This window comes from Arthrobacter sp. B0316-5-4, assembly GCF_059090325.1.
Genome location: NZ_JBNHFN010000008.1, coordinates 26,800 through 44,137 on the forward strand (window position 1 = coordinate 26,800; position 17,338 = coordinate 44,137).

A 17,338-nucleotide genomic window follows, 5' to 3' on the forward strand; every position below is an offset into this window, starting at 1 on the left:
CCTGATTTTCTCATAGTAGGAGGTAAATGAGAATATCGGCGTCCCTGGTTCTCATGTTGACGGCGCTGCGGACGGCTTCAGTCCCAGGATCAGCAAGCCGAAGCCAATGCCCAGCCACCCTCCGCCGGTGATTCAGAGCCAGCGTCCGAGTGTCATGGGATGCGACCTCATACTTGCCGGCGAGTTCGGATGGGGGCTGGCGACGGAGGGTCTTGGCAATGCTGGGTACGCGAAGTACGCGCCGGACTTGCCCGCCGTCACGTCGGCCAAGGCGGTGTCTGGGTTGGTGGCTTTCGTCCCACCCACGGCTGTTGCCGTGGCCTCAGGGATAATGCCGGAGGCGTCGAACGGACCACCCGACAGGAAGGGCCAGCCTGCCGATTGGCACTTGGGGACGATCAGCGCCGCGAAGGACGAATCGACCGGAAAGTGGCGCGCCAGTTGTAGGTTCCGAGGCTGGTCCGACGGAGAGCTCTCGGTTCTTTTGGTAGCTCGCGCCGCCAGCAACAGGCTGAACTTTCACTTTTGTTGGACCGGCAGCCCGGGGCCACTGGTAATGGTGGCCCCGGGCTGGGCGTTACTTGTGTTGACTGATCGGTTGCTGCTTACGTCGCTGCCGCATCAGTGCGCCGTATATGATCCAGCCGACAACGGCCGCCAGCGCGAGATTGCTGAACTCTGGAGACACGTGTCCGAGCACAGCGAAGGGGGTCAGTACTGCGCATAGTACACAGAGCACGAGGAGCCCAATTCGATAGGTGCGCATCGAGATCATCCTATTCTCCTTTCATGGGGTTGGGTCATGGACAGTGGCTGGTACCTCGGGGTTCGACGAATGGGTTCCAGCCTGCCAAGGCCCCGGGCACGCCGTAGCCAACAATTCCGACGCAGTTTCCATTGGCGTTGGCTCCCTGTGCGACCACAACGACTGCTCCGCTGACTACGGCGCATGCTGCGCCGGCCGCAGGGTTCAGTTGGGCGCACGCTGCGGTAATCGAACCGACCGCAACGGCGCCACCGGCAGCAATTCCATTAGTCTCTGCACGGTTGAAATACACCGAACACCAACCAAAGCCGCAACCCGTCGTAGGATCGGCAACCACAGGGAACTGCGCGCCGGTGGTATCAACATGCTGAGTAACGGTGTTGCCATTCACCGTGTAGTGGGTGGGCAGGTCCTTCCCCGTCGCATCGCGTGCCCACGGTTTGGCCAGGTAGTTAACGACGTCACCGGATCCATTCGCAACCAATGCACTGCCGTCTTCTACTAACGTCAGAGTGGCCGAAGGATCGCCGATCCGGAACGCAAAGGCGTTCGGCGCGGTTTCGTTTTCGATTACAACGAAACTGGCATTCGTTCCGCTGGTGCCTGTGCCAGTAACGAATCCGTAGCCGTCTTCCTGTATTACTTCGGCGCCGAGTCGATCGACCGTGCTTGCTTTCGATCCGGAGACCGGGACAATTGACACGGGCTGCGCGGTATCACAGCGGCGAGAGCCCCGCTGGCCATGATGGCTTGCCGTGCATCTTTAGCTCGGAGACGCCGTGATTTCTTGACCTTCGTTTCTTCTTCGAAGGATTTCCCCAATATCTTCATTTTTCCCCAATATTGTCTGTGGGCCGTATGAGCATCTGCGCACTGGCAGCATCCAATGTTCGGCCCCAACTGTGATCCGATTGAACGAATCTTGCTTTCGGACCCTTTTAGCCAAGGCCCGTTTGGCATCGACGTCAAGTCAAGTGCCTGCTTGCAGCAGCTGAGCGCCGCGAGCGGTCAGTCCTGCCTTGCATCACGGATGTCCAATAACAATGGTCGGGGCGGCAAGAAAAATGCCCGTCCGGAAGAGTACCGGTTCTAAATCCGACTCTTTTGAAGCAGACCCGGGGCTGTGTGAGGAACAGGTTCGAGGCTCCGCTCCACAGGAAAGCTAAGTCGTACGTAAAGGTTGAGCGGCGCATGAGCGGCCCAGCCAGGGAGGCTTGTGTTCAGGTCGTGCGGGCCATGAACTGCCGGATCCAATCGACTGTTTCGGGGTGGTCCAAGTGCAGCCCATGACCCGCGCCTGGCACCCGCACCAGAACTGACCGTGGAATGTGCCGGCGGAGGAGCAGGGCGTTGGGCAATGGTGTGAGCCGGTCATCAGTCCCATGAAGAATCAAGGTAGGCGACTTGATAGCACCCAGTTCACGCCAGGCGTCGTGGTCCCGACTGGCTTTGAAATGGCGCGCTTTGGCCCATGCCGAGGCCGGGGAATTGAAGAAAGCGTGCGTCGCGTCAGGATTGCGCTGGACCCAGTCGGCGTCGAAAAAGAGCGGTTCAAGCCTTCCCGTATCGCCGCTCACCAGGGCCTCCAAAGCAGCCTTATCAGCTCGGGTTCCTGGATCCGGCCATGTGCCCCCACTGGTTGCGGCGAGGACCAGTGTGCGCACTTTCTCCGGATAATCGATGGCCAACCATTGGCCAACGCGCCCACCCATCGAGTGCCCGTATACATGTGCCTGGTCCGCATCGGCGGCTTCGAGGACGGCTGCGGCGTCTTCCGCGAAGTGCCGCGTGGTGTAGCGATCCGCTTCGCCTCGCCCACTCCGCCCAATTCCCCGGTGATCGAAGCGGATGACGCGGTAAGAGCGGGACAGACGTCCCGCCGTCGGGCCCCAGCCGTCCATGGCCGTTGCCTGTCCGGCGATCAGAAGCATTGGATCGCCTTCGCCGTCGGACGTCCAGGCGAGTCTGGCGCCGTCGGGCGCTTCGGCGAAGTTCACCGTGCCACTTTATCCCTGCTTCCGAATGCTGAGCTGGGCCCCGGCCTTGGGGCGCAATTGCAGCAGGCCGGCAACGGTGAGTCCGGCGGTGAGTGCGAGGGCTCCTGCCCACAGAGTGAGGGCCGCGAGGTCGTGAATAGCCATCTGGGGGAGTCTCCGATCGGGTACGGCCACCACGCCGATAAAGGCTCCGATAAGGCCGAAGTAACTCCCGGTCATGAAGCGTTGGTGGGCGCGGATGTTGCCTTTGCGTACCGACCATAAGCCAATGGTCAGCGTGCAGAACGTCAACACCGAGAGAGCATGGAGCCAGTTGAACCCGCCGTCGATGGTCCGGATCCCGAACGAGGTGAGCACCACCACGTACATTGCTACCGCCCAGATTCGGCCCAGAACCCTGTGCGCCACACCGCCTTTGTTGCGGCGTAGCAGGTTCACTGCACCGAAGATCAGTGCGTAGCCTGCAGCGATGGCGTGAAATGCGATGAGGAATGTCCACGGCGAAGGCATACGGCAAGCGTAACCGCCAGCTCTCCTGGGCCCGCGACACACCTTGCCTGACGTGAACGCGGAAGCCAGCTGGCGTCTCACGTCGAGGGGTTAGGGTGGTCCCGTGACTCAACCACGTGACGATGGCCCCTTCTACCATGGCACCAAGGCAGACCTCCGGGAGGGAGACCTATTGAGGGCGGGCTTCAGGTCCAACTACCGTCCGGAAGTAATCATGAACCACATCTACTTCACTGCGCTGAGGGACGGCGCGGGACTTGCCGCTGAACTCGCAGCGGGGGACGGTGAGCCTCGAGTTTACGCTGTGGAACCGACCGGGCCGTTCGAGGATGATCCCAACGTCACGGACAAGAAGTTCCCGGGCAATCCCACCCGTTCGTATCGCAGCACCGCTCCACTGCGCGTGATCGGCGAAGTTGCCGACTGGACCAGGCTGGCTCCGGAGGCATTGAGTGCTTGGAAGGAACGCCTGGGCGCCATCCTTGCGGACGAGCGCGGCGAGATCATCAACTAAGAAGTGCGCCCGGCCAACCCCTCAGGCCCGGAAGAATCCACCGTGCCGTGTCATGGAGGTGTGCGCTGCACTGATGAGGTCCGATCGGGCTGCGACGCATCGGTCCGCGGTCTGCCGCAGGGCCGGAAGCGCGTCCGCAGCGTAGTCGAAGTGGTCTTCCCGGATCATGGATTCGATGGCCCGGCACTTGTGTTCGGTTTCCACGGCTCCCACCATGGCGGAGCTGATCTTCAGGCTGAGCACGGCTGTTGTTGTCTCCTCCTCGTCACCATGCTCCACGGCCTCGACGATTCGCTCGACGCGTTCGTTAAGCATTGACAGGTACTTGGTGAGGAACCTCAATGCGGGTGCGGGATCGCCGAGGTCATCGGCCAGGCTGCGGAGCCGGTCCAGGTCGAGGCCTTCACGGTTGCTTCGCGGTGCGCTCATCTCCTGGACTTCCTTTCGGGTGTGGACCGGGGACCGGCCTGAAGGGCAAACGGGCCGGCCCCCGGGGCTTGTGGTTACTTGGTGGTTTCGGTGCGTTGGGTGCCGGTGAAGGAGAAGGCGATGGTGGAGGTGGCGCCTTGGAAGGTGTTGTCCGCGGTGGTGGGGAAGGCGGTGGTGACTTTGAGGTTGTCGGTCTTGGCGTTGGTCAGGGAGGTCAGGTTGTTCAGGACCTTGTTCGCGGCGATCACCGGGCCCGAAGCGAGGACGGTCGTTTTGGTGCCGGCGCAGGTGTAGGGGGCGGCGGTGCCGGTCCAGGCGACGGAGCAGTTTTCGATGGTCAGCTGCAGGCCGTTGGTGGTGTCGGTGGTGAGCAGGGACCCGGTGGCGCCGGCGGAGGTGGTGAGGGTGACGTTGTTCAGGTCGGAGTTGCCGGTGTTGGCCAGGGTGACGAGCTTTTCGACTTTGTCGCCGGGCAGCAGGCCCGCGACGGGGACGTTGAGGGTGTTGTTGGCGCCGGTGCCCAGGGCGATGGTGACGGTTCCTGCGGTGACGGCCTGTGAGGCTGAGGTGGAGGAGGTGAACGCGCCGTAGGTTCCCATGCCGGCGACGGCGGCTGCAGTGCCGACCAGTGCGACGGAGGCGAGGATCTTGCCGGAGGTGGTCTTGAGGCTGATGGCCATGGGAATCAGTGTCCTTTCGGTAGGCCACCGTGAGACCGGCCGGCCAGTTCGCATCGGCCTGTTTGGCTGACAGGAATTACTTTGCCGGGCCACCCTCAAGAACCAATCCTGCAAACCCGCAACAGTCCCTCAGGAAAACCTCAAGACTCGCCACCAAACGCAACGGTGCCTCCCCATCTGGGGAGGCACCGGCGTCGTCATTCAGTTGAAGCAGTCCTACGGGGTGGGGCTGCCGCCGTTGACGTTCAGCGTTTCGCCCACCACGTAGCTGGATTCAGGCGAGGCCAGGAAAACATAGGCCGGGGCGAGCTCAGCGGGCTGTCCGGCGCGGCCCAGGGGCGTCGACTGGCCGAATTCCGGCAGCTCCTCTTTCGGCTGTCCGCTGCTGACCTGCAGCGGCGTCCAGATCGGTCCTGGAGCCACCGCGTTCACCCGGATCCCCTTGGGGGCAAGTTGCTGCGCCAAGCCCTTGGTGAAGTTGTTGATGCTTGCCTTGGTCGTGGCGTAATCCACCAGCGTCGGCGAGGGGTTGTATGCCTGGATGGACGTGGTGTTGATGATGGTTGAGCCTGGCTGCAGGTGGGGGAGCGCGGCCTTGGTCAGCCAGAACATCGCGTACACGTTGGTCTTCTGCGTGTGGTCGAACTGCTCGTCCGTGATGTCGGCGAGTTCCTTCTGGGCCACCTGCTTGCCGGCGTTGTTGACCAGGATGTCTACCCCACCCAACACGGCGACGGCGGTGTCCACGAGTTCCTGGCAGGTGGTTGAGTCCTTGAGGTCGCCGGGAACCTTCACGGCCTTGCGGCCTGCGGCTTCGATGAGGTTGGCGATCCTGGCGGCGTCTTCTTCCTCTTCGGGCAGGTAGGAAAGGACGACGTCGGCTCCCTCGCGTGCGAAGGCGATGGCGGTAGCGGCTCCGATGCCCGAGTCGGCCCCGGTGATGATCGCTTTGCGTCCTTCCAGCCGCCCCGTTCCCCGGTAGCTTTCTTCGCCCAGGTCCGCCTTCGGCGTCAATTCTGCGTCGAGGCCGGGCTCGGGCTGGTGCTGCTTGGGCGGGGAGATGTGCTCGTAGGCGGTGACCGGGTTTCGGAAGGTGTACTGGTCAGTCATGGTGGTCCTCCTGGTCCTTCTTCGTGCAACGCGGGCAAAAAAGCTAAGTAAGCTTACGATTTCTACCTTAGGCACGTGGAGGTGTACGTGCCAAGTTCCAGGCGGGTAACCCGGTCTATGCCGCTGAGTGAACGGCTACGGAAGCGCGCTCAACCGCGGGGCAAGCGATTTTCAAGGCAGCACCGTCCGGGGCTGCTTCCAAGCCCAGGAGCATGCGCACACCGGCCGCCCCCAGTTCGTAGTGGGGCAACGATACGGTTGACAGCGGCGGCCGAAGGTGTGCCGCGATGACTTCCTGGTTGTCGAACCCCACCACGGCGATGTCGTCCGGGATGGACAGTCCGTTCTCCCGCAGGCCGTCGTACAGTCCCATGGCCATGCGGTCGTTGTAGCAGTAGACGGCGGACACGTCTCGTTTCAAGAGCTCTGCGGTAGCGCCGTAACCGCCTTCCTGGTCCGGGTAGGCCTCAAGGACCAGGGCGGGGTCGAACGGTATGCCCGCGACCTCAAGCGCTGCACGGTAGCCTGCGAGCCGTCCGTCCTTCGCCGGGGCAGGGGTGGTGGTGTTGATGAAGGCGATGCGGCGGTGGCCCCCACGGAGGAGGATGTCCGTTGCTGATTGGCCGCCTTGGGCTTCATCAGGGACCACCGCCCGGGCAGATGGTGAATCCGGCGAGAAGCAGTTGACCAGGACAAAGTCGGATTCCCGCAACGTCGACGGAACATCAGTGGGCCGGTGGAACCAGGTGGAGTACAGGATGCCGCGGACCTTGTACTCCAGCATCATGGCGATGGCGTCTTTTTCCAGGTCGAGGTTGCCCTCGGTGTTGGCGATCAGGAGCGCGTACCCGTGTTTCCAGGCTTCGTCCTGCGCCCCGTGGATGATTTGGCCCGCGAAGGGGGTGGTGGCAACTCCGTCGGCAACCAGCCCGATGAACTTTGAGGTACCACTGACCAGGTTCTTGGCCATCGCATTGGGGCGGTATCCAAGCTGTCGAATGGCATCGTTGACGCGCTGGCGGGTTTCGTCTGCGATGCGCGCGTTCTTTTTCTTGTTGATCACCAGGGAAACTGTGGCCGTGGAAACGCCGGCTGCTTCTGCGACTTCGCGGAGGGTCACTGGATGGGCACGGTCGCTTTTGACAGGAACGCCGGGGGTGGCCGCGTTGCCTGGATTTTTCTCCTGCGAAATCATCTGTCCTCCACCAGGAGTATATCCGCCTGTGTTAGCGGTCATCCCTTGGTCGCCCCGCTTTCAAGGCCCTGGATCATTGCCTTATTCAGGACGAGGAAAACCAGGAGCAATGGCGTGATGGTCACGCACACGGCAGCGAAGGTGGCCGTCCAGTCAACCTTGCCCATGGCCCCGATGTAGTTTTGCAGGCCCAACGGGATTGTCTTCAATTCCTCCGAGAGGACAAAGGTGTTGGCGAAGATGAAGTCGTTCCAGATAAAGATGCTGTTGACCAGGACCACTGTGACCACTGTGTTCAAAGACAACGGCAGGGTGATGAGACCGAAAATCCGATATGGCCCGGCGCCGTCCAGGGAAGCGGCTTCGTAGGTTTCGCGGGGAATGTACTCGAAGAATGACGAGAACAGGTATATCGACATCGGCAGGGCAAACCCGGCCAGGGGGATAATCATCGATTGGTAGGTGTCCAGCAGATTCACGGTTGAGTAATCGATGAAGAGCGGGACAAGTGCGATTTGGACGGGAACAATAATCCCCACCAGGAACAGGCCGCGCACAAACCTGCTGAAGCGGAAGCCCAAAACCTGGATGGCGTAGGCGGCCATCATCCCAAACAAGACAATGAGTACGTTGGCACCCATGGTCACGATGAAACTGTTCAGGATATTCCGGCCCAGGTCTCCCGTTTCGAACGCCCGTGCGTAGTTCTCCCATGTGAGGGAACCTGGCAGGGCAAACGGATCGCCCGTGGCGAAGTCCTGTTCGGTGCGAAGGCTGGTGAGGAACAGCCATGCGAGGGGGTAGACCTGGACGATCACGATGAGCATGATCAGGACCCGTGACAGGGTCCGGTACAGGCTGGGCTTGCGGCGTCGCGGCTTGGATACCGGTGCCCGCGGCGGGGCGGTGGGCGTGCTTGCCGGGGCTGTCTGGGCGATCATGAGTCTGCCTTCCGCTTGAGCATGAACAGGATGAGGCCGACGGCGACGAGGCACTCGATCACGATGAACACGGAGATGGTACTTGCGTACCCGAAATCGGTACTGGTGAATGCTGTCTTGTACATGTAGGTAGTGAGCAGCTCGGACGATTGTCCTGGGCCTCCGTTGGTCATCAGGTAGGGGATGTCGAACCCACGCAGGCCATAGGTGGTGGCCATGATGGTGGTGGTGATCCATACCGGGCGGATGTACGGGAACCGGATTTTCGTGAAGAGCGTCCACTTGGAAGCGCCGTCAAGGACCGCGGCTTCTTCGAGCTCCTTGGGAACGGCGATGAGGGCCGCATAAATGATGAGCATGTAAAGCCCGGTGAAGCGCCAGCCTTCCGGGGCGGACACTGCCGCAAGGACGGTGTTCACATCCGAGAGCCAGGCACGCTCCAAGGAGCCCAGGCCCACCCAGTGCAGCAACTGGTTGAGCAGGCCCACCGGGTCGATCGAGTAGATGCGTACAAAGAGGAACGCAATGGCTACGGTCGAGATGACCGCGGGCAGCAGGTAGAGGGTCTTGATGAGCTCCCGGCCGCGACGCAGGGAGGTCAGTAGGCTGGCAACCACCAACGCCCCGCCGAGTTGCAGGACCAGGCAGATAGCCAGGTACAGCAGGGCATTGAAGAACGAGCGCCAGAAAATGTCATCAGCGGTGAGCATCCTGACGTAGTTCGCCAGTCCGACGAACTCCATGTCGCTGATGCCGTTCCACGAGAAGAAGCTCAGGAACAGGGACTGGAGAATGGGGAAGAGAACGGCTGCGCAGTAGAGCAGGAGTGGCGGGAGCAGGAACACCAGGACTGATGTCCTTGACCTGTTGGGAAGCATGGTGGGCCTTTCGGGGCGGAGGGCTTTTGCAGCCCCCGCGCTTGTGTCTACTTGAAGAACTTGGGAGCGTTCTGCTTGATGGCGTCGTCCATCGTCTGCGTGAACTGTTCGGGGGTGATGTTTCCCTGGACAAGGAGGACGAGTTCCTGCTGCAACCGGCCGTTGGTAGTCGGATCCAGTTGGGTATCCCACGGCATGGCCTGCTTGCTCCCGAGGCCGTTCGCGGCGTCGAGGGCCTTCTTGTAGAGCGGCGTGGCGTTCGCGGGCACCGCGGTTTGGACGTTGGTGGTGGGGGACAGGGCGCCGGTGGCAGCGTATTCAGCCGGATACTTTCCCAAGGCGAACTTCAGGAAGTCACTGACCAGCGGGTCGTAGGTCTTGGAGTTCACGGCCATGCCGATTCCCGACGGCGAGACGTACTCGTTCGCTGACGTCACCGCTTTCTCCGTGGTGGGAAGGGTGAAGAAATCGATGTCGTCCCGCACGGCAGGGTTCAGTTTGTCGGTGGCCAGGCTGGGTAGTTCCCAGGTTCCAATGTTGTACATCGCTGCCTGGCCCGAGGTGAACTGGTTCTGAGCGTCCGAATAGCCCTGGGCAGAGAAACCGTCCTGGAAGCAGTTCGCCTTGCCGAGTTCGGCCAGCCACGAGACCGTCTTTTTACCTGCCGGATCGGCAAATGAGGCCTCACCCTTCTTCAGTTTCTGCACGAACTCCGGTCCGGCTTCGCGGAAGGGCTGGTAGGCGACGTAGCGTTCCAGCGGCCACTGGTCCTGCCCATCCAGGGCAATGGGGGTTATGCCGGCCTTCCGCAACGCCGTGCACATGGCAGGAATATCGTCCAGGGACTTCGGAATGGAAACGCCGGCCTTTTGCAGGAGTGCTTTGTTGTACCACATGAATTCGAGCTCGAACTGGAACGGAATCATGTACAAGGAGCCGTCGTCGAACCGCTGGTAGTCCAGGGCCCCGGGACGGTAGTCGTCGTAGATTCCCAAGGTTTTCAGCAGTTTGTCGGCGTCAACCATCTTGCCTTGCTTGGCGAGCTGCTGGGCGAAGGGGGTGGCGTCGGTGTCAAACAGTTCAGGGAGCTTGTTCGCGGCGGCCAACGTTTCGAGTTTTTGGATATAGGAGGGCCGGTCCGGGGTGGTGATGAGGTTCAGCGCGAAGCCGGGGTGGTCCTTGGCGTAGTCATCGGCGAGCTTCTTCATGATGTTGATGACGGCGCCGTCGGCGGGCCGGGACAGCAACCAGGAAATTTCGCGGGGCTTGATCTCGCCGGTAGGACTCACGTCGGCAGGGTTGCCTGCGTTGCCGCCGCCACCACACGCCGTCAGCGCGAGCGCGCAGGCAGCTGCAACAGCAGCCGCTCGGAATAGTTTCTTCATGGGGACAATCTCCCTTGATTGGTCGGAATGATGGGTTGGGGTATTCAGTTGTCGGTGCGTTGGCGTATCTCAAGTTCGGCAATAGTGACCTCGCCTTCGCCGGCGAAGACGCCGATCCGCCCGTTGGGGCGGTCATAGATCCTTGCGCTCAGCGCGACTTGGCGGTCGACGACGGCGACGCACGTGTCGCCGTCGACGATCACCTCAAGCGTGTGCTTGCCTGCGGCGACGTCGCAGGGGCGTTCCAACGCGATGTCGAAGGGGACATCGCCCGAGACCTGCCACTGGGCGTCGCCGCTCAGTTCCCGGGGCCAGCGATCGAAGACGAGCCGGCCACGTTTGGGTTCGAGGCGCAGCACGTAAGAGTTGTCGCCGCCGTCGCTTGACCGGAGCAGCAGTCCACATTCGGTGGTGTTGGGCGCTATGTCGAACACGGCCTTCGCATAGAACTGGCTGGGCAGTTCCTCGTTCGGGATGATCGCGGCGTAGCTGTCAGGTACGTCCAAAACGGCGGGCAACGGATGGGGCAGGGTTAGTGGCACGTCTTCCCAGAAGCTGTCCACGAGCTCGTCGGCAAATCCGAAGCCGAGCGTCCCGTCCGGGTTCTGGCGGGCTTCCAGGACGGACATGGTGCCGGCCCACTGCCATGCACCGTCGTCGGTGTTGCCTTCCTTGCTGGCAATCCAACCGAAGAAGAAGCGGCGATCGTCGCGGCCGGCGCTTTTCGAAGCGTAGAAGGCGCGGCCATCGATGCTGTCCAGTTCGGGTACCGACCATGGGCCGTCCGGGCTTTTGGCCATGCGATACCTGGTGGTGAACGTTTCGGAGAATTCGGAGTACGCCATGTACCACCAGTCACCCCACTGGAAAACGTCCGGGCATTCGTGGGTGATGTAGCGGCGCGGGTCCCAGAATGGCTCCGCGTATTCCCAGGTACTCAAATCACGGGAGACGCACTGGGCGACCACACCTCGACGGCGTTCGGGGCCGCCGGAGTGCCTGGCCGCGATGAGCATGCGCCAGAGTCCGCTTCCCTCATCGCGGAAGACGAAGGGGTCCCGCCAGTCGCCGGATTCGTAGCCCTCCGGAGCGCCGAAGGTGAGTTCCGGATGTTTGGTCCAGCTCCGCATCCCATCCGTACTTGTGGCGTGCATGACCAGCTGGAGGGGAGCGCCGTCAGGGCCCAGGTTTCGCGGGTTTTGGCCGGTGTAGAACAGGTGGTGGGTGCCATCGCCGTCAACTATCACGCTGCCGGTGTAGGCATTGAAGTCGGGTTCGTCCTCGTTCCCGTGCGGCAGCGCGACCCCATGGTTTTCGAACTGGGTGAGGTCTTTGGTGGTGACCAGGTTCCACGACGTTCCAGGCTTGGGGTTGGAGCGTTCTTCATGAAGGTAGAAGAGCCAGAACTCCCCGTCCTTCTCGAAGGGGATGAGGTCCCCAACCCATCCGTCAGTGGGCTGGAAGAAGACTGAGCGTTTCATCTGCGCTGATGTCCATTCTGCTAAAGCGTTTGATCACCATGAAGGTAGCGCAGGTCACATCAGTTGATCAAGCGTTTTAGCAAAAAGAATTCTGTGCATGCTAAAACGCTTGACCGCTGCCTCCGGAAGCCACTATGGTCCTAGCTACCGATGACAAACCGCGCTCCCTCGACGCCGAGCGGGCTGACCTGGTCACCGTCATCGACACATGTTCTCCAGCCCTATGACGGCGTAGCTTTGGCGCGCCCGGCCACGCCCTGTCCGGTCTCCCGTTGTTGCGCCCTCATGCCACTGAATGCTTGAGAGGAAACACTTCATGACGCTCGAATTTTCACGCCGAACAGTCCTGCAAGGGACGGGAGCGGGCGCGTTGGCGCTGCTCATGGGCGGCGTCGCCGCCGGAACGGCCCAGGCGGTGCCCTCCCTCAGGGCCGTTTACCATATGACTCCGCCGTCAGGCTGGCTGTGTGATCCCCAACGGCCGGTCCACACCAACGGTGCCTACCAGCTCTACTACCTGCACTCCAGCATCAATAATGGCCAGGGCGGCTGGGACCACGCCACCACCAATGATGGCGTCTCGTTTACGCACCACGGTGTGGTGATGCCGCTCCAGCCCGACTTTCCGGTGTGGTCAGGATCGGCAGTGGTGGATTCGGCGAACACTGCAGGCTTTGGCTCCGGGGCGGTGATCGCCCTCGCGACCAAGCCCACTGACGGGATCCGGAAGTACCAGGAGCAGTACCTCTATTGGTCCACGGACGGCGGCTCCACCTTCACCGCACTGCCGGACCCGGTGATCGTGAACACCGATGGCCGCGCCGCTACCTCGCCGGCCGCGATCGAGAACGCGGAGTGGTTCCGTGACCCCAAGATCCACTGGGACACCACTCGCAACGAGTGGGTGTGCGTCATCGGGCGGGCACGCTACGCAGCTTTCTATACATCGCCGAACCTGCGCGACTGGCAATGGACCTCCAACTTCGACTACCCCAACCATGCGCTCGGCGGGATCGAATGCCCCGATCTGTTCGAGATGACCGCCAACGACGGCACCCGGCATTGGATCTTTGCGGCGAGCATGGATGCGTACAGCATTGGCCTGCCCATGACCTACGCCTATTGGACTGGTTCCTGGAATGGCACGGCATTCACAGCCGATAACCTGACGCCCCAGTGGCTCGACTGGGGGTGGGATTGGTACGCCGCGGTGACGTGGCCCGCCGCTGAAGCGCCCGAAACAAAGCGGCTCGCCATCGCCTGGATGAACAACTGGAAGTACGCCGCCCGCGACGTCCCCACGGACGCCTCGGATGGCTATAACGGGCAGAACTCGATAGTTCGGGAGCTTAGGCTGGAGCAGCAGCCTGGTGGCTGGTACAGCCTGTTGAGCGCTCCCATCGCCGCCCTCCAGGCCTACGCGACAGCAACCATAGCCCTGCCTGATGTCACCGTGGACGGAAGCGTGGTCCTGCCGTGGGCCGGACGCGCCTATGAGCTGGAGCTCGACATTTCCTGGGATGCCGCAACAAATGTTGGGGTATCCGTGGGCCGTTCTCGCGACGGCTCGCGGCACACCAACGTTGGCAAGTACGGCGGAGACCTTTACGTGGACCGTGCGCCGTCAGACCAAAACGGCTATGCGTTGGCGCCCTACACCCGCGCCGCCGCGCCCATCGACACCGGTGCCCGGTCGGTGCACCTGCGCATCTTTGTCGACACCCAAAGCGTTGAGGTTTTCGTCAATTCGGGGCACACCGTGGTCTCGCAGCAGGTGCATTTCGCTGACGGTGACACCGGCATCTCGCTCTACGCCGACGGAGGCCCGGCGACCTTCACCGGAATAACCATCCGCGAGTTCGGAAACTCCATCTAGCGACGTGCTGCGGGGCGAGGGTTACGTAGTTATCCACAAACGTAAGGACGCGGACGACGGCGGCCCTCGCCTCGCGCTAGGCTGGTTACCTCGGCTGATGCAAGTGGCCGCAGGAACCACCTATGCGGAGCTTTCCTCTTAATGTCCGATGACCTTGCCCTCGCCGCCCTTGCGGCGTCTTCCTTTTCCCTCCCAACTTTGCGCGACGGCCAACTGGCCGGCATGAGTGCCCTGGTCGAGGGCCGTGATGTCCTGGCCGTCATGCCAACCGGGTACGGCAAATCCGCCACCTACCAGGTGGCGGCCCAGTACCTTCACAACAAAACCGGGCGACCCGCCGTCGTGATTTCTCCCCTCATTGCCTTGCAGGAGGACCAGCTGGACGGTCTGGGCGACGACCTGGGGGAGGGCGCCGCCGTCGCGGTCAATTCATCCCACAGCGATGCCGAAGTGGAGGCCGCATGGGATGCGGCGGGTTCAGGCCGGGCCACATACCTCTTCCTCGCGCCGGAGCAACTGGCCAAGCAGGAGACGGTGGACCGGATCGCTGCGATGGACATCACCATGTTCGTCGTGGATGAGGCGCATTGTGTTTCGTCCTGGGGCCACGACTTCCGGCCCGACTACCTGGACCTGGGAAACGTCCGCAAACGCCTGGGCAACCCGCCGGTGCTGGCACTGACCGCCACGGCATCCCCGCCGGTGCGCGACGAGATCGTCGAACGGCTGGGCATGACGGACCCGCTGGTCCTGGTCCGCGGTTTCGACCGCCCCAACATCAGCCTCGACGTGGTCCGCCATCAGGAAGACAAAGGCAAACGCAAAGCCGTGGTGGATCAGGTCGCCGCGTTGGCCCGGACCGACGGGCTGGGGCTGCTTTATGCCGCAACACGCAAGGACACGGAGAAGTACAGCAGCAAACTTGTTGAGGCCGGACTCCGTGCCGAGGCGTATCACGCAGGCAGGACTGCCGCCGAACGCGAACGCATCCACCAACAGTTCCTGGATGACGAACTGGACGTCGTGGTGGCCACGACGGCGTTTGGTATGGGCATCGACAAGGCAAACGTGAGGTTCGTGGTGCATGCCGACATCCCGGAGTCCCTGGACTCGTACTATCAGGAAATCGGACGCGCCGGCCGGGATGGCGAGCCCGCCTCAGCCGTACTCCATTACCGGGAGGAGGATCTGGGGTTGCGTAAGTTCTTCGGCACCCACTCGCCAGACCCCGAGGCACTTCTGGCGGTGTTGACCGTGGTAAAGAATGCCAAGTCGCCAGCCCCCAAGAGCGCGCTCGCAGAGCTCACCGGATTCCCGCCGCGGCGGGTCACCGCGCTGGTAAACCAGCTGGAGGAAGCCAGTGCCGTCACCACCGGAAAACGTGGCGTCCGGCTGACGTCCAAAGCCAAGTTGCCCGCTTTGGTGGAGCGGGCCGTCGAGTTGGCCGAAGCCCGACAACGCGTCGACCAATCCCGGCTCACGATGATGCGTGCCTATGCTGAGACGGACAGTTGCAGGCGCCAGTTCCTTCTCGGCTATTTCGGCGAGGACATGCCCCAGCCGTGCGGCAATTGCGATGCGTGCACCGAGGCGGCGGACCGTTCCGAAGCTCCAGCTGGCACCGAAGCAGTGCCCCCAGCATCTGATGAGCCGTTTCCGCTTCAATCAACGGTGATTCACAAAGAGTGGGGGCAGGGCCTGGTGATGCGCCACGAGGACGACGTCATCACAGTCCTGTTCGAGCAGGAGGGTTACAAGACGCTGTCCCGCAGCGCGGTGATGGAGCACCAGCTGCTGAAACCGGCGTAGTTTGGTTGGCCGCCGGGGCTGGGCTCAGGTGTTCAGTTCCAGCATGAGGGCAGGAAGCTGGTCGCTTAGCTCGCGGGCCAGGAAACCGAGGGGACCGAGCTTGCTGGCCAGTCGATCGGCCGCGGCCGCGTGAAGGTGGGTGCCCCAGCACGCTGCCTGGGCGTCGCTGGTTCCGCGGGCCCTCAACCCGGTGACGGCGCCGGCAAGGACATCCCCGCTGCCCGACGTTCCCAGCCCGCCGTAGCCAGTGGTGATCTTCCACAGTTCAGGCTTGTCCTCGTCCTGAGTGGATGGCCCGGCAATGTAGCCCTGGCAGCTCACCACGGCGTCAAAGCGTTGGGCGATCTCCACAATGGCCCCTTCCAGCGTGTCCACGTCCCGGCCCAACAGGATCCCGGCTTCCGTGGGATTGGGGGTGAGGATGAGCCGGCCCCGCCACGGCTCGATGTGGTCTTCGAGCTTGGTCAGCGCTCCCAGGGCATAAGCGTCAAGAACGACGGCGGGGCCGCCATCGCCGTTTGGGTCACCCTGGAGTTCCTCCCGCTCCAGCAGCGCCCGAAGCATCGTTTCAGCCAGGTCAAGATCGTCGAGGCCGGGGCCGATCAGGACCGCGTCCGTGCTGTCCAAATAGGAAGATATCCGGTCCAGGCCTTCACCGGTCAAGGATCCGTCGGTGGTTTCCGGCAGGCCCAGCGCCCCGCACTCCGGAAAGGCAACCCCGAGCTGCACGGCCACGGATTCGGCGACGGCCAACGTTATTTTTCCGGCACCTGCGCGAAGGGCGGCGGTGCCGGCAAGCAACGCCGCGCCCGGGGTGGCACGCGCACCACCTATGACCAGCACTGCGCCACGTGAATACTTGTTGTCGCCTGGTGCCGGTAGCGGCCAGTCACGCAGCAGGGACGGAGTTACCAGGGTTGGCGCGTCAAAGTCATTGAGGGTGGACACTGGCGTCTCCGGAGTGTTCGGTGACCGTCACGCCTTGCTCGGTCAGGTGGTCGGCTACGTTGAAGCTCTCCAGTTCCCAACGGCCCGCGCCGGTGGGACGGACATACCGGGTAATCGAGGCGTTGAGCACCGACGTGCTCGCTGCAAGGTCCAGGATTTCGTCCTCGGACATGCCCTCCAAAACGTAGCGGATCAGCAGGATCACGGCATCATGGCAGACCAGCATCACCCGGCGGCCAGCGGCCAGGGTGTTGAGTTCGTCGAGGACCGAGCGCAGCCGCAGCGCAACGTCCGCCCACGATTCGCCGCCTGGTGGCCGGTAGTACAGCTTGCCGAGCCATAGCCGCCGCTCGGCTTCATCCGGGTACCTGTTTTCCACTCCACGACGTGTAAGCCTGTCCAGAATGCCCAGTTCGCGGTCTCGCAGGCGCTCATCCGTGAGCACTTTCGCGGGCCAACCCGCCGTTTCGACCGCAATTTCCGCTGTTTGCCGGGCGCGTGCGTAAGGGGAGGACACCACAGCATCGGGCCGCAGCTCCTCAGCGATCCTGGCCAAGGCGGTTCCCAGGGCTTTGGCCTGCTCCTGCCCGGTTCCGGATAGGTTCACATCCGGGTCCCTCGCAGGAACATCGATGATTTCCGCTCCAGACAGGTGCGCCTCGGTAGCGGCGACGTTGCCTTCGCTCTCACCGTGCCGGATCAGCAGCAACTCCACAGCCCCGGCCTCCTGCACAGCGTCTGTCAGTCCGTCCTCGTTCACCAAAGATCACCTTTCCGCGTGCGTTGCCAAATTCAGAACACTACCCAGTGCGTACCCAC

16 protein-coding genes are annotated in these 17,338 nt (G+C 62.5%); 3 read left to right on the forward strand and 13 right to left on the reverse strand.

Translation table 11 applies throughout. The annotated features are described in order from the left end of the window. Positions 1–800 precede the first annotated feature (800 nt). The 3 genes from AC5RU9_RS20590 to AC5RU9_RS20600 all read right to left on the reverse strand — a co-directional run bounded on the left by AC5RU9_RS20590 (position 801) and on the right by AC5RU9_RS20600 (position 3,273). Complete coding sequence (locus tag AC5RU9_RS20590) at positions 801–1,469, reverse strand: hypothetical protein (protein ID WP_494017958.1); 669 nt, start codon at positions 1,467–1,469, stop codon at positions 801–803. 517 nt (positions 1,470–1,986) lie between these two features. Then, positions 1,987–2,763: an alpha/beta fold hydrolase gene (locus tag AC5RU9_RS20595; RefSeq protein ID WP_494017959.1), complete on the reverse strand. Its 777-nt coding sequence runs from the start codon at positions 2,761–2,763 to the stop codon at positions 1,987–1,989. 9 nt (positions 2,764–2,772) lie between these two features. Next, positions 2,773–3,273, reverse strand: coding sequence for a DUF2306 domain-containing protein (locus AC5RU9_RS20600; protein WP_494017960.1), 501 nt, complete (start codon positions 3,271–3,273; stop codon positions 2,773–2,775). Between the two features lie 103 nt (positions 3,274–3,376). On the opposite strand from AC5RU9_RS20600, the gene arr reads away from it, so the two are divergent. Then, positions 3,377–3,787: an NAD(+)--rifampin ADP-ribosyltransferase gene (gene arr / locus AC5RU9_RS20605; RefSeq protein WP_494017961.1), complete on the forward strand. Its 411-nt coding sequence runs from the start codon at positions 3,377–3,379 to the stop codon at positions 3,785–3,787. Between the two features lie 21 nt (positions 3,788–3,808). On the opposite strand, the gene AC5RU9_RS20610 is transcribed toward arr, so the two are convergent. The 8 genes from AC5RU9_RS20610 to AC5RU9_RS20645 form a co-directional block, all read right to left on the reverse strand. After that, entirely contained in the window at positions 3,809–4,216 is a 408-nt protein-coding gene (locus AC5RU9_RS20610) for an Hpt domain-containing protein (RefSeq protein ID WP_494017962.1), read from the reverse strand. 74 nt (positions 4,217–4,290) lie between these two features. Beyond that, entirely contained in the window at positions 4,291–4,896 is a 606-nt protein-coding gene (locus AC5RU9_RS20615) for a TasA family protein (protein ID WP_211712157.1), read from the reverse strand. A gap of 216 nt (positions 4,897–5,112) precedes the next feature. Then, positions 5,113–6,006, reverse strand: coding sequence for a glucose 1-dehydrogenase (locus AC5RU9_RS20620; protein ID WP_211712764.1), 894 nt, complete (start codon positions 6,004–6,006; stop codon positions 5,113–5,115). 115 nt (positions 6,007–6,121) lie between these two features. Beyond that, on the reverse strand, positions 6,122–7,201 hold the full coding sequence (locus AC5RU9_RS20625; protein ID WP_494017963.1) for a LacI family DNA-binding transcriptional regulator: 1,080 nt from the start codon (positions 7,199–7,201) through the stop codon (positions 6,122–6,124). A 38-nt stretch (positions 7,202–7,239) separates the two neighbouring features. Then, entirely contained in the window at positions 7,240–8,142 is a 903-nt protein-coding gene (locus AC5RU9_RS20630; protein ID WP_494017964.1) for a carbohydrate ABC transporter permease, read from the reverse strand. After that, the gene (locus AC5RU9_RS20635; protein ID WP_309990001.1) at positions 8,139–9,020 is read right to left on the reverse strand and encodes a carbohydrate ABC transporter permease; all 882 of its coding nucleotides are present in this window, start codon (positions 9,018–9,020) and stop codon (positions 8,139–8,141) included. The genes AC5RU9_RS20630 and AC5RU9_RS20635 overlap by 4 nt, the downstream gene beginning before the upstream one ends. 47 nt (positions 9,021–9,067) lie before the next feature. Then, positions 9,068–10,405, reverse strand: a complete 1,338-nt coding sequence (locus AC5RU9_RS20640; RefSeq protein ID WP_494017965.1) for an ABC transporter substrate-binding protein — start codon at positions 10,403–10,405, stop codon at positions 9,068–9,070. A gap of 44 nt (positions 10,406–10,449) precedes the next feature. After that, positions 10,450–11,886 carry a family 43 glycosylhydrolase gene (locus tag AC5RU9_RS20645; protein WP_494017966.1) on the reverse strand — a complete coding sequence of 479 codons (1,437 nt, stop codon included), beginning with the start codon at positions 11,884–11,886 and terminating at the stop codon, positions 10,450–10,452. A gap of 316 nt (positions 11,887–12,202) precedes the next feature. Between AC5RU9_RS20645 and AC5RU9_RS20650 the strand changes: the two genes are divergently transcribed. Together AC5RU9_RS20650 and AC5RU9_RS20655 are read left to right on the forward strand one after the other, a co-directional pair. Further along, positions 12,203–13,762: a glycoside hydrolase family 32 protein gene (locus AC5RU9_RS20650; RefSeq protein WP_494017967.1), complete on the forward strand. Its 1,560-nt coding sequence runs from the start codon at positions 12,203–12,205 to the stop codon at positions 13,760–13,762. Between the two features lie 141 nt (positions 13,763–13,903). Further along, on the forward strand, positions 13,904–15,571 hold the full coding sequence (locus AC5RU9_RS20655; protein WP_494017968.1) for a RecQ family ATP-dependent DNA helicase: 1,668 nt from the start codon (positions 13,904–13,906) through the stop codon (positions 15,569–15,571). A 24-nt stretch (positions 15,572–15,595) separates the two neighbouring features. Here AC5RU9_RS20655 and AC5RU9_RS20660 read toward each other — a convergent pair whose 3' ends face one another. Together AC5RU9_RS20660 and AC5RU9_RS20665 are read right to left on the reverse strand one after the other, a co-directional pair. Further along, complete coding sequence (locus tag AC5RU9_RS20660) at positions 15,596–16,519, reverse strand: NAD(P)H-hydrate dehydratase (RefSeq protein ID WP_494017969.1); 924 nt, start codon at positions 16,517–16,519, stop codon at positions 15,596–15,598. After that, a complete protein-coding gene (locus tag AC5RU9_RS20665) occupies positions 16,503–17,279 on the reverse strand; it encodes a histidine phosphatase family protein (RefSeq protein WP_211712773.1) in 777 nt (258 codons plus the stop codon). Before AC5RU9_RS20665 ends, AC5RU9_RS20660 begins: the two co-directional genes overlap by 17 nt. Between the last annotated feature and the right edge of the window lie 59 nt (positions 17,280–17,338).

Coding starts and splice junctions, on each gene's coding strand:
- AC5RU9_RS20615 (WP_211712157.1), bottom strand. CDS start 4,896: ATGGCCATCAGCCTCAAGACCACCTCCGGCAAGATCCTCGCCTCCGTC.
- AC5RU9_RS20655 (WP_494017968.1), top strand. CDS start 13,904: ATGTCCGATGACCTTGCCCTCGCCGCCCTTGCGGCGTCTTCCTTTTCC.
- AC5RU9_RS20620 (WP_211712764.1), bottom strand. CDS start 6,006: ATGACTGACCAGTACACCTTCCGAAACCCGGTCACCGCCTACGAGCAC.
- AC5RU9_RS20600 (WP_494017960.1), bottom strand. CDS start 3,273: ATGCCTTCGCCGTGGACATTCCTCATCGCATTTCACGCCATCGCTGCA.
- AC5RU9_RS20625 (WP_494017963.1), bottom strand. CDS start 7,201: ATGATTTCGCAGGAGAAAAATCCAGGCAACGCGGCCACCCCCGGCGTT.
- AC5RU9_RS20630 (WP_494017964.1), bottom strand. CDS start 8,142: ATGATCGCCCAGACAGCCCCGGCAAGCACGCCCACCGCCCCGCCGCGG.
- AC5RU9_RS20650 (WP_494017967.1), top strand. CDS start 12,203: ATGACGCTCGAATTTTCACGCCGAACAGTCCTGCAAGGGACGGGAGCG.
- AC5RU9_RS20635 (WP_309990001.1), bottom strand. CDS start 9,020: ATGCTTCCCAACAGGTCAAGGACATCAGTCCTGGTGTTCCTGCTCCCG.
- AC5RU9_RS20645 (WP_494017966.1), bottom strand. CDS start 11,886: ATGAAACGCTCAGTCTTCTTCCAGCCCACTGACGGATGGGTTGGGGAC.
- AC5RU9_RS20610 (WP_494017962.1), bottom strand. CDS start 4,216: ATGAGCGCACCGCGAAGCAACCGTGAAGGCCTCGACCTGGACCGGCTC.
- AC5RU9_RS20640 (WP_494017965.1), bottom strand. CDS start 10,405: ATGAAGAAACTATTCCGAGCGGCTGCTGTTGCAGCTGCCTGCGCGCTC.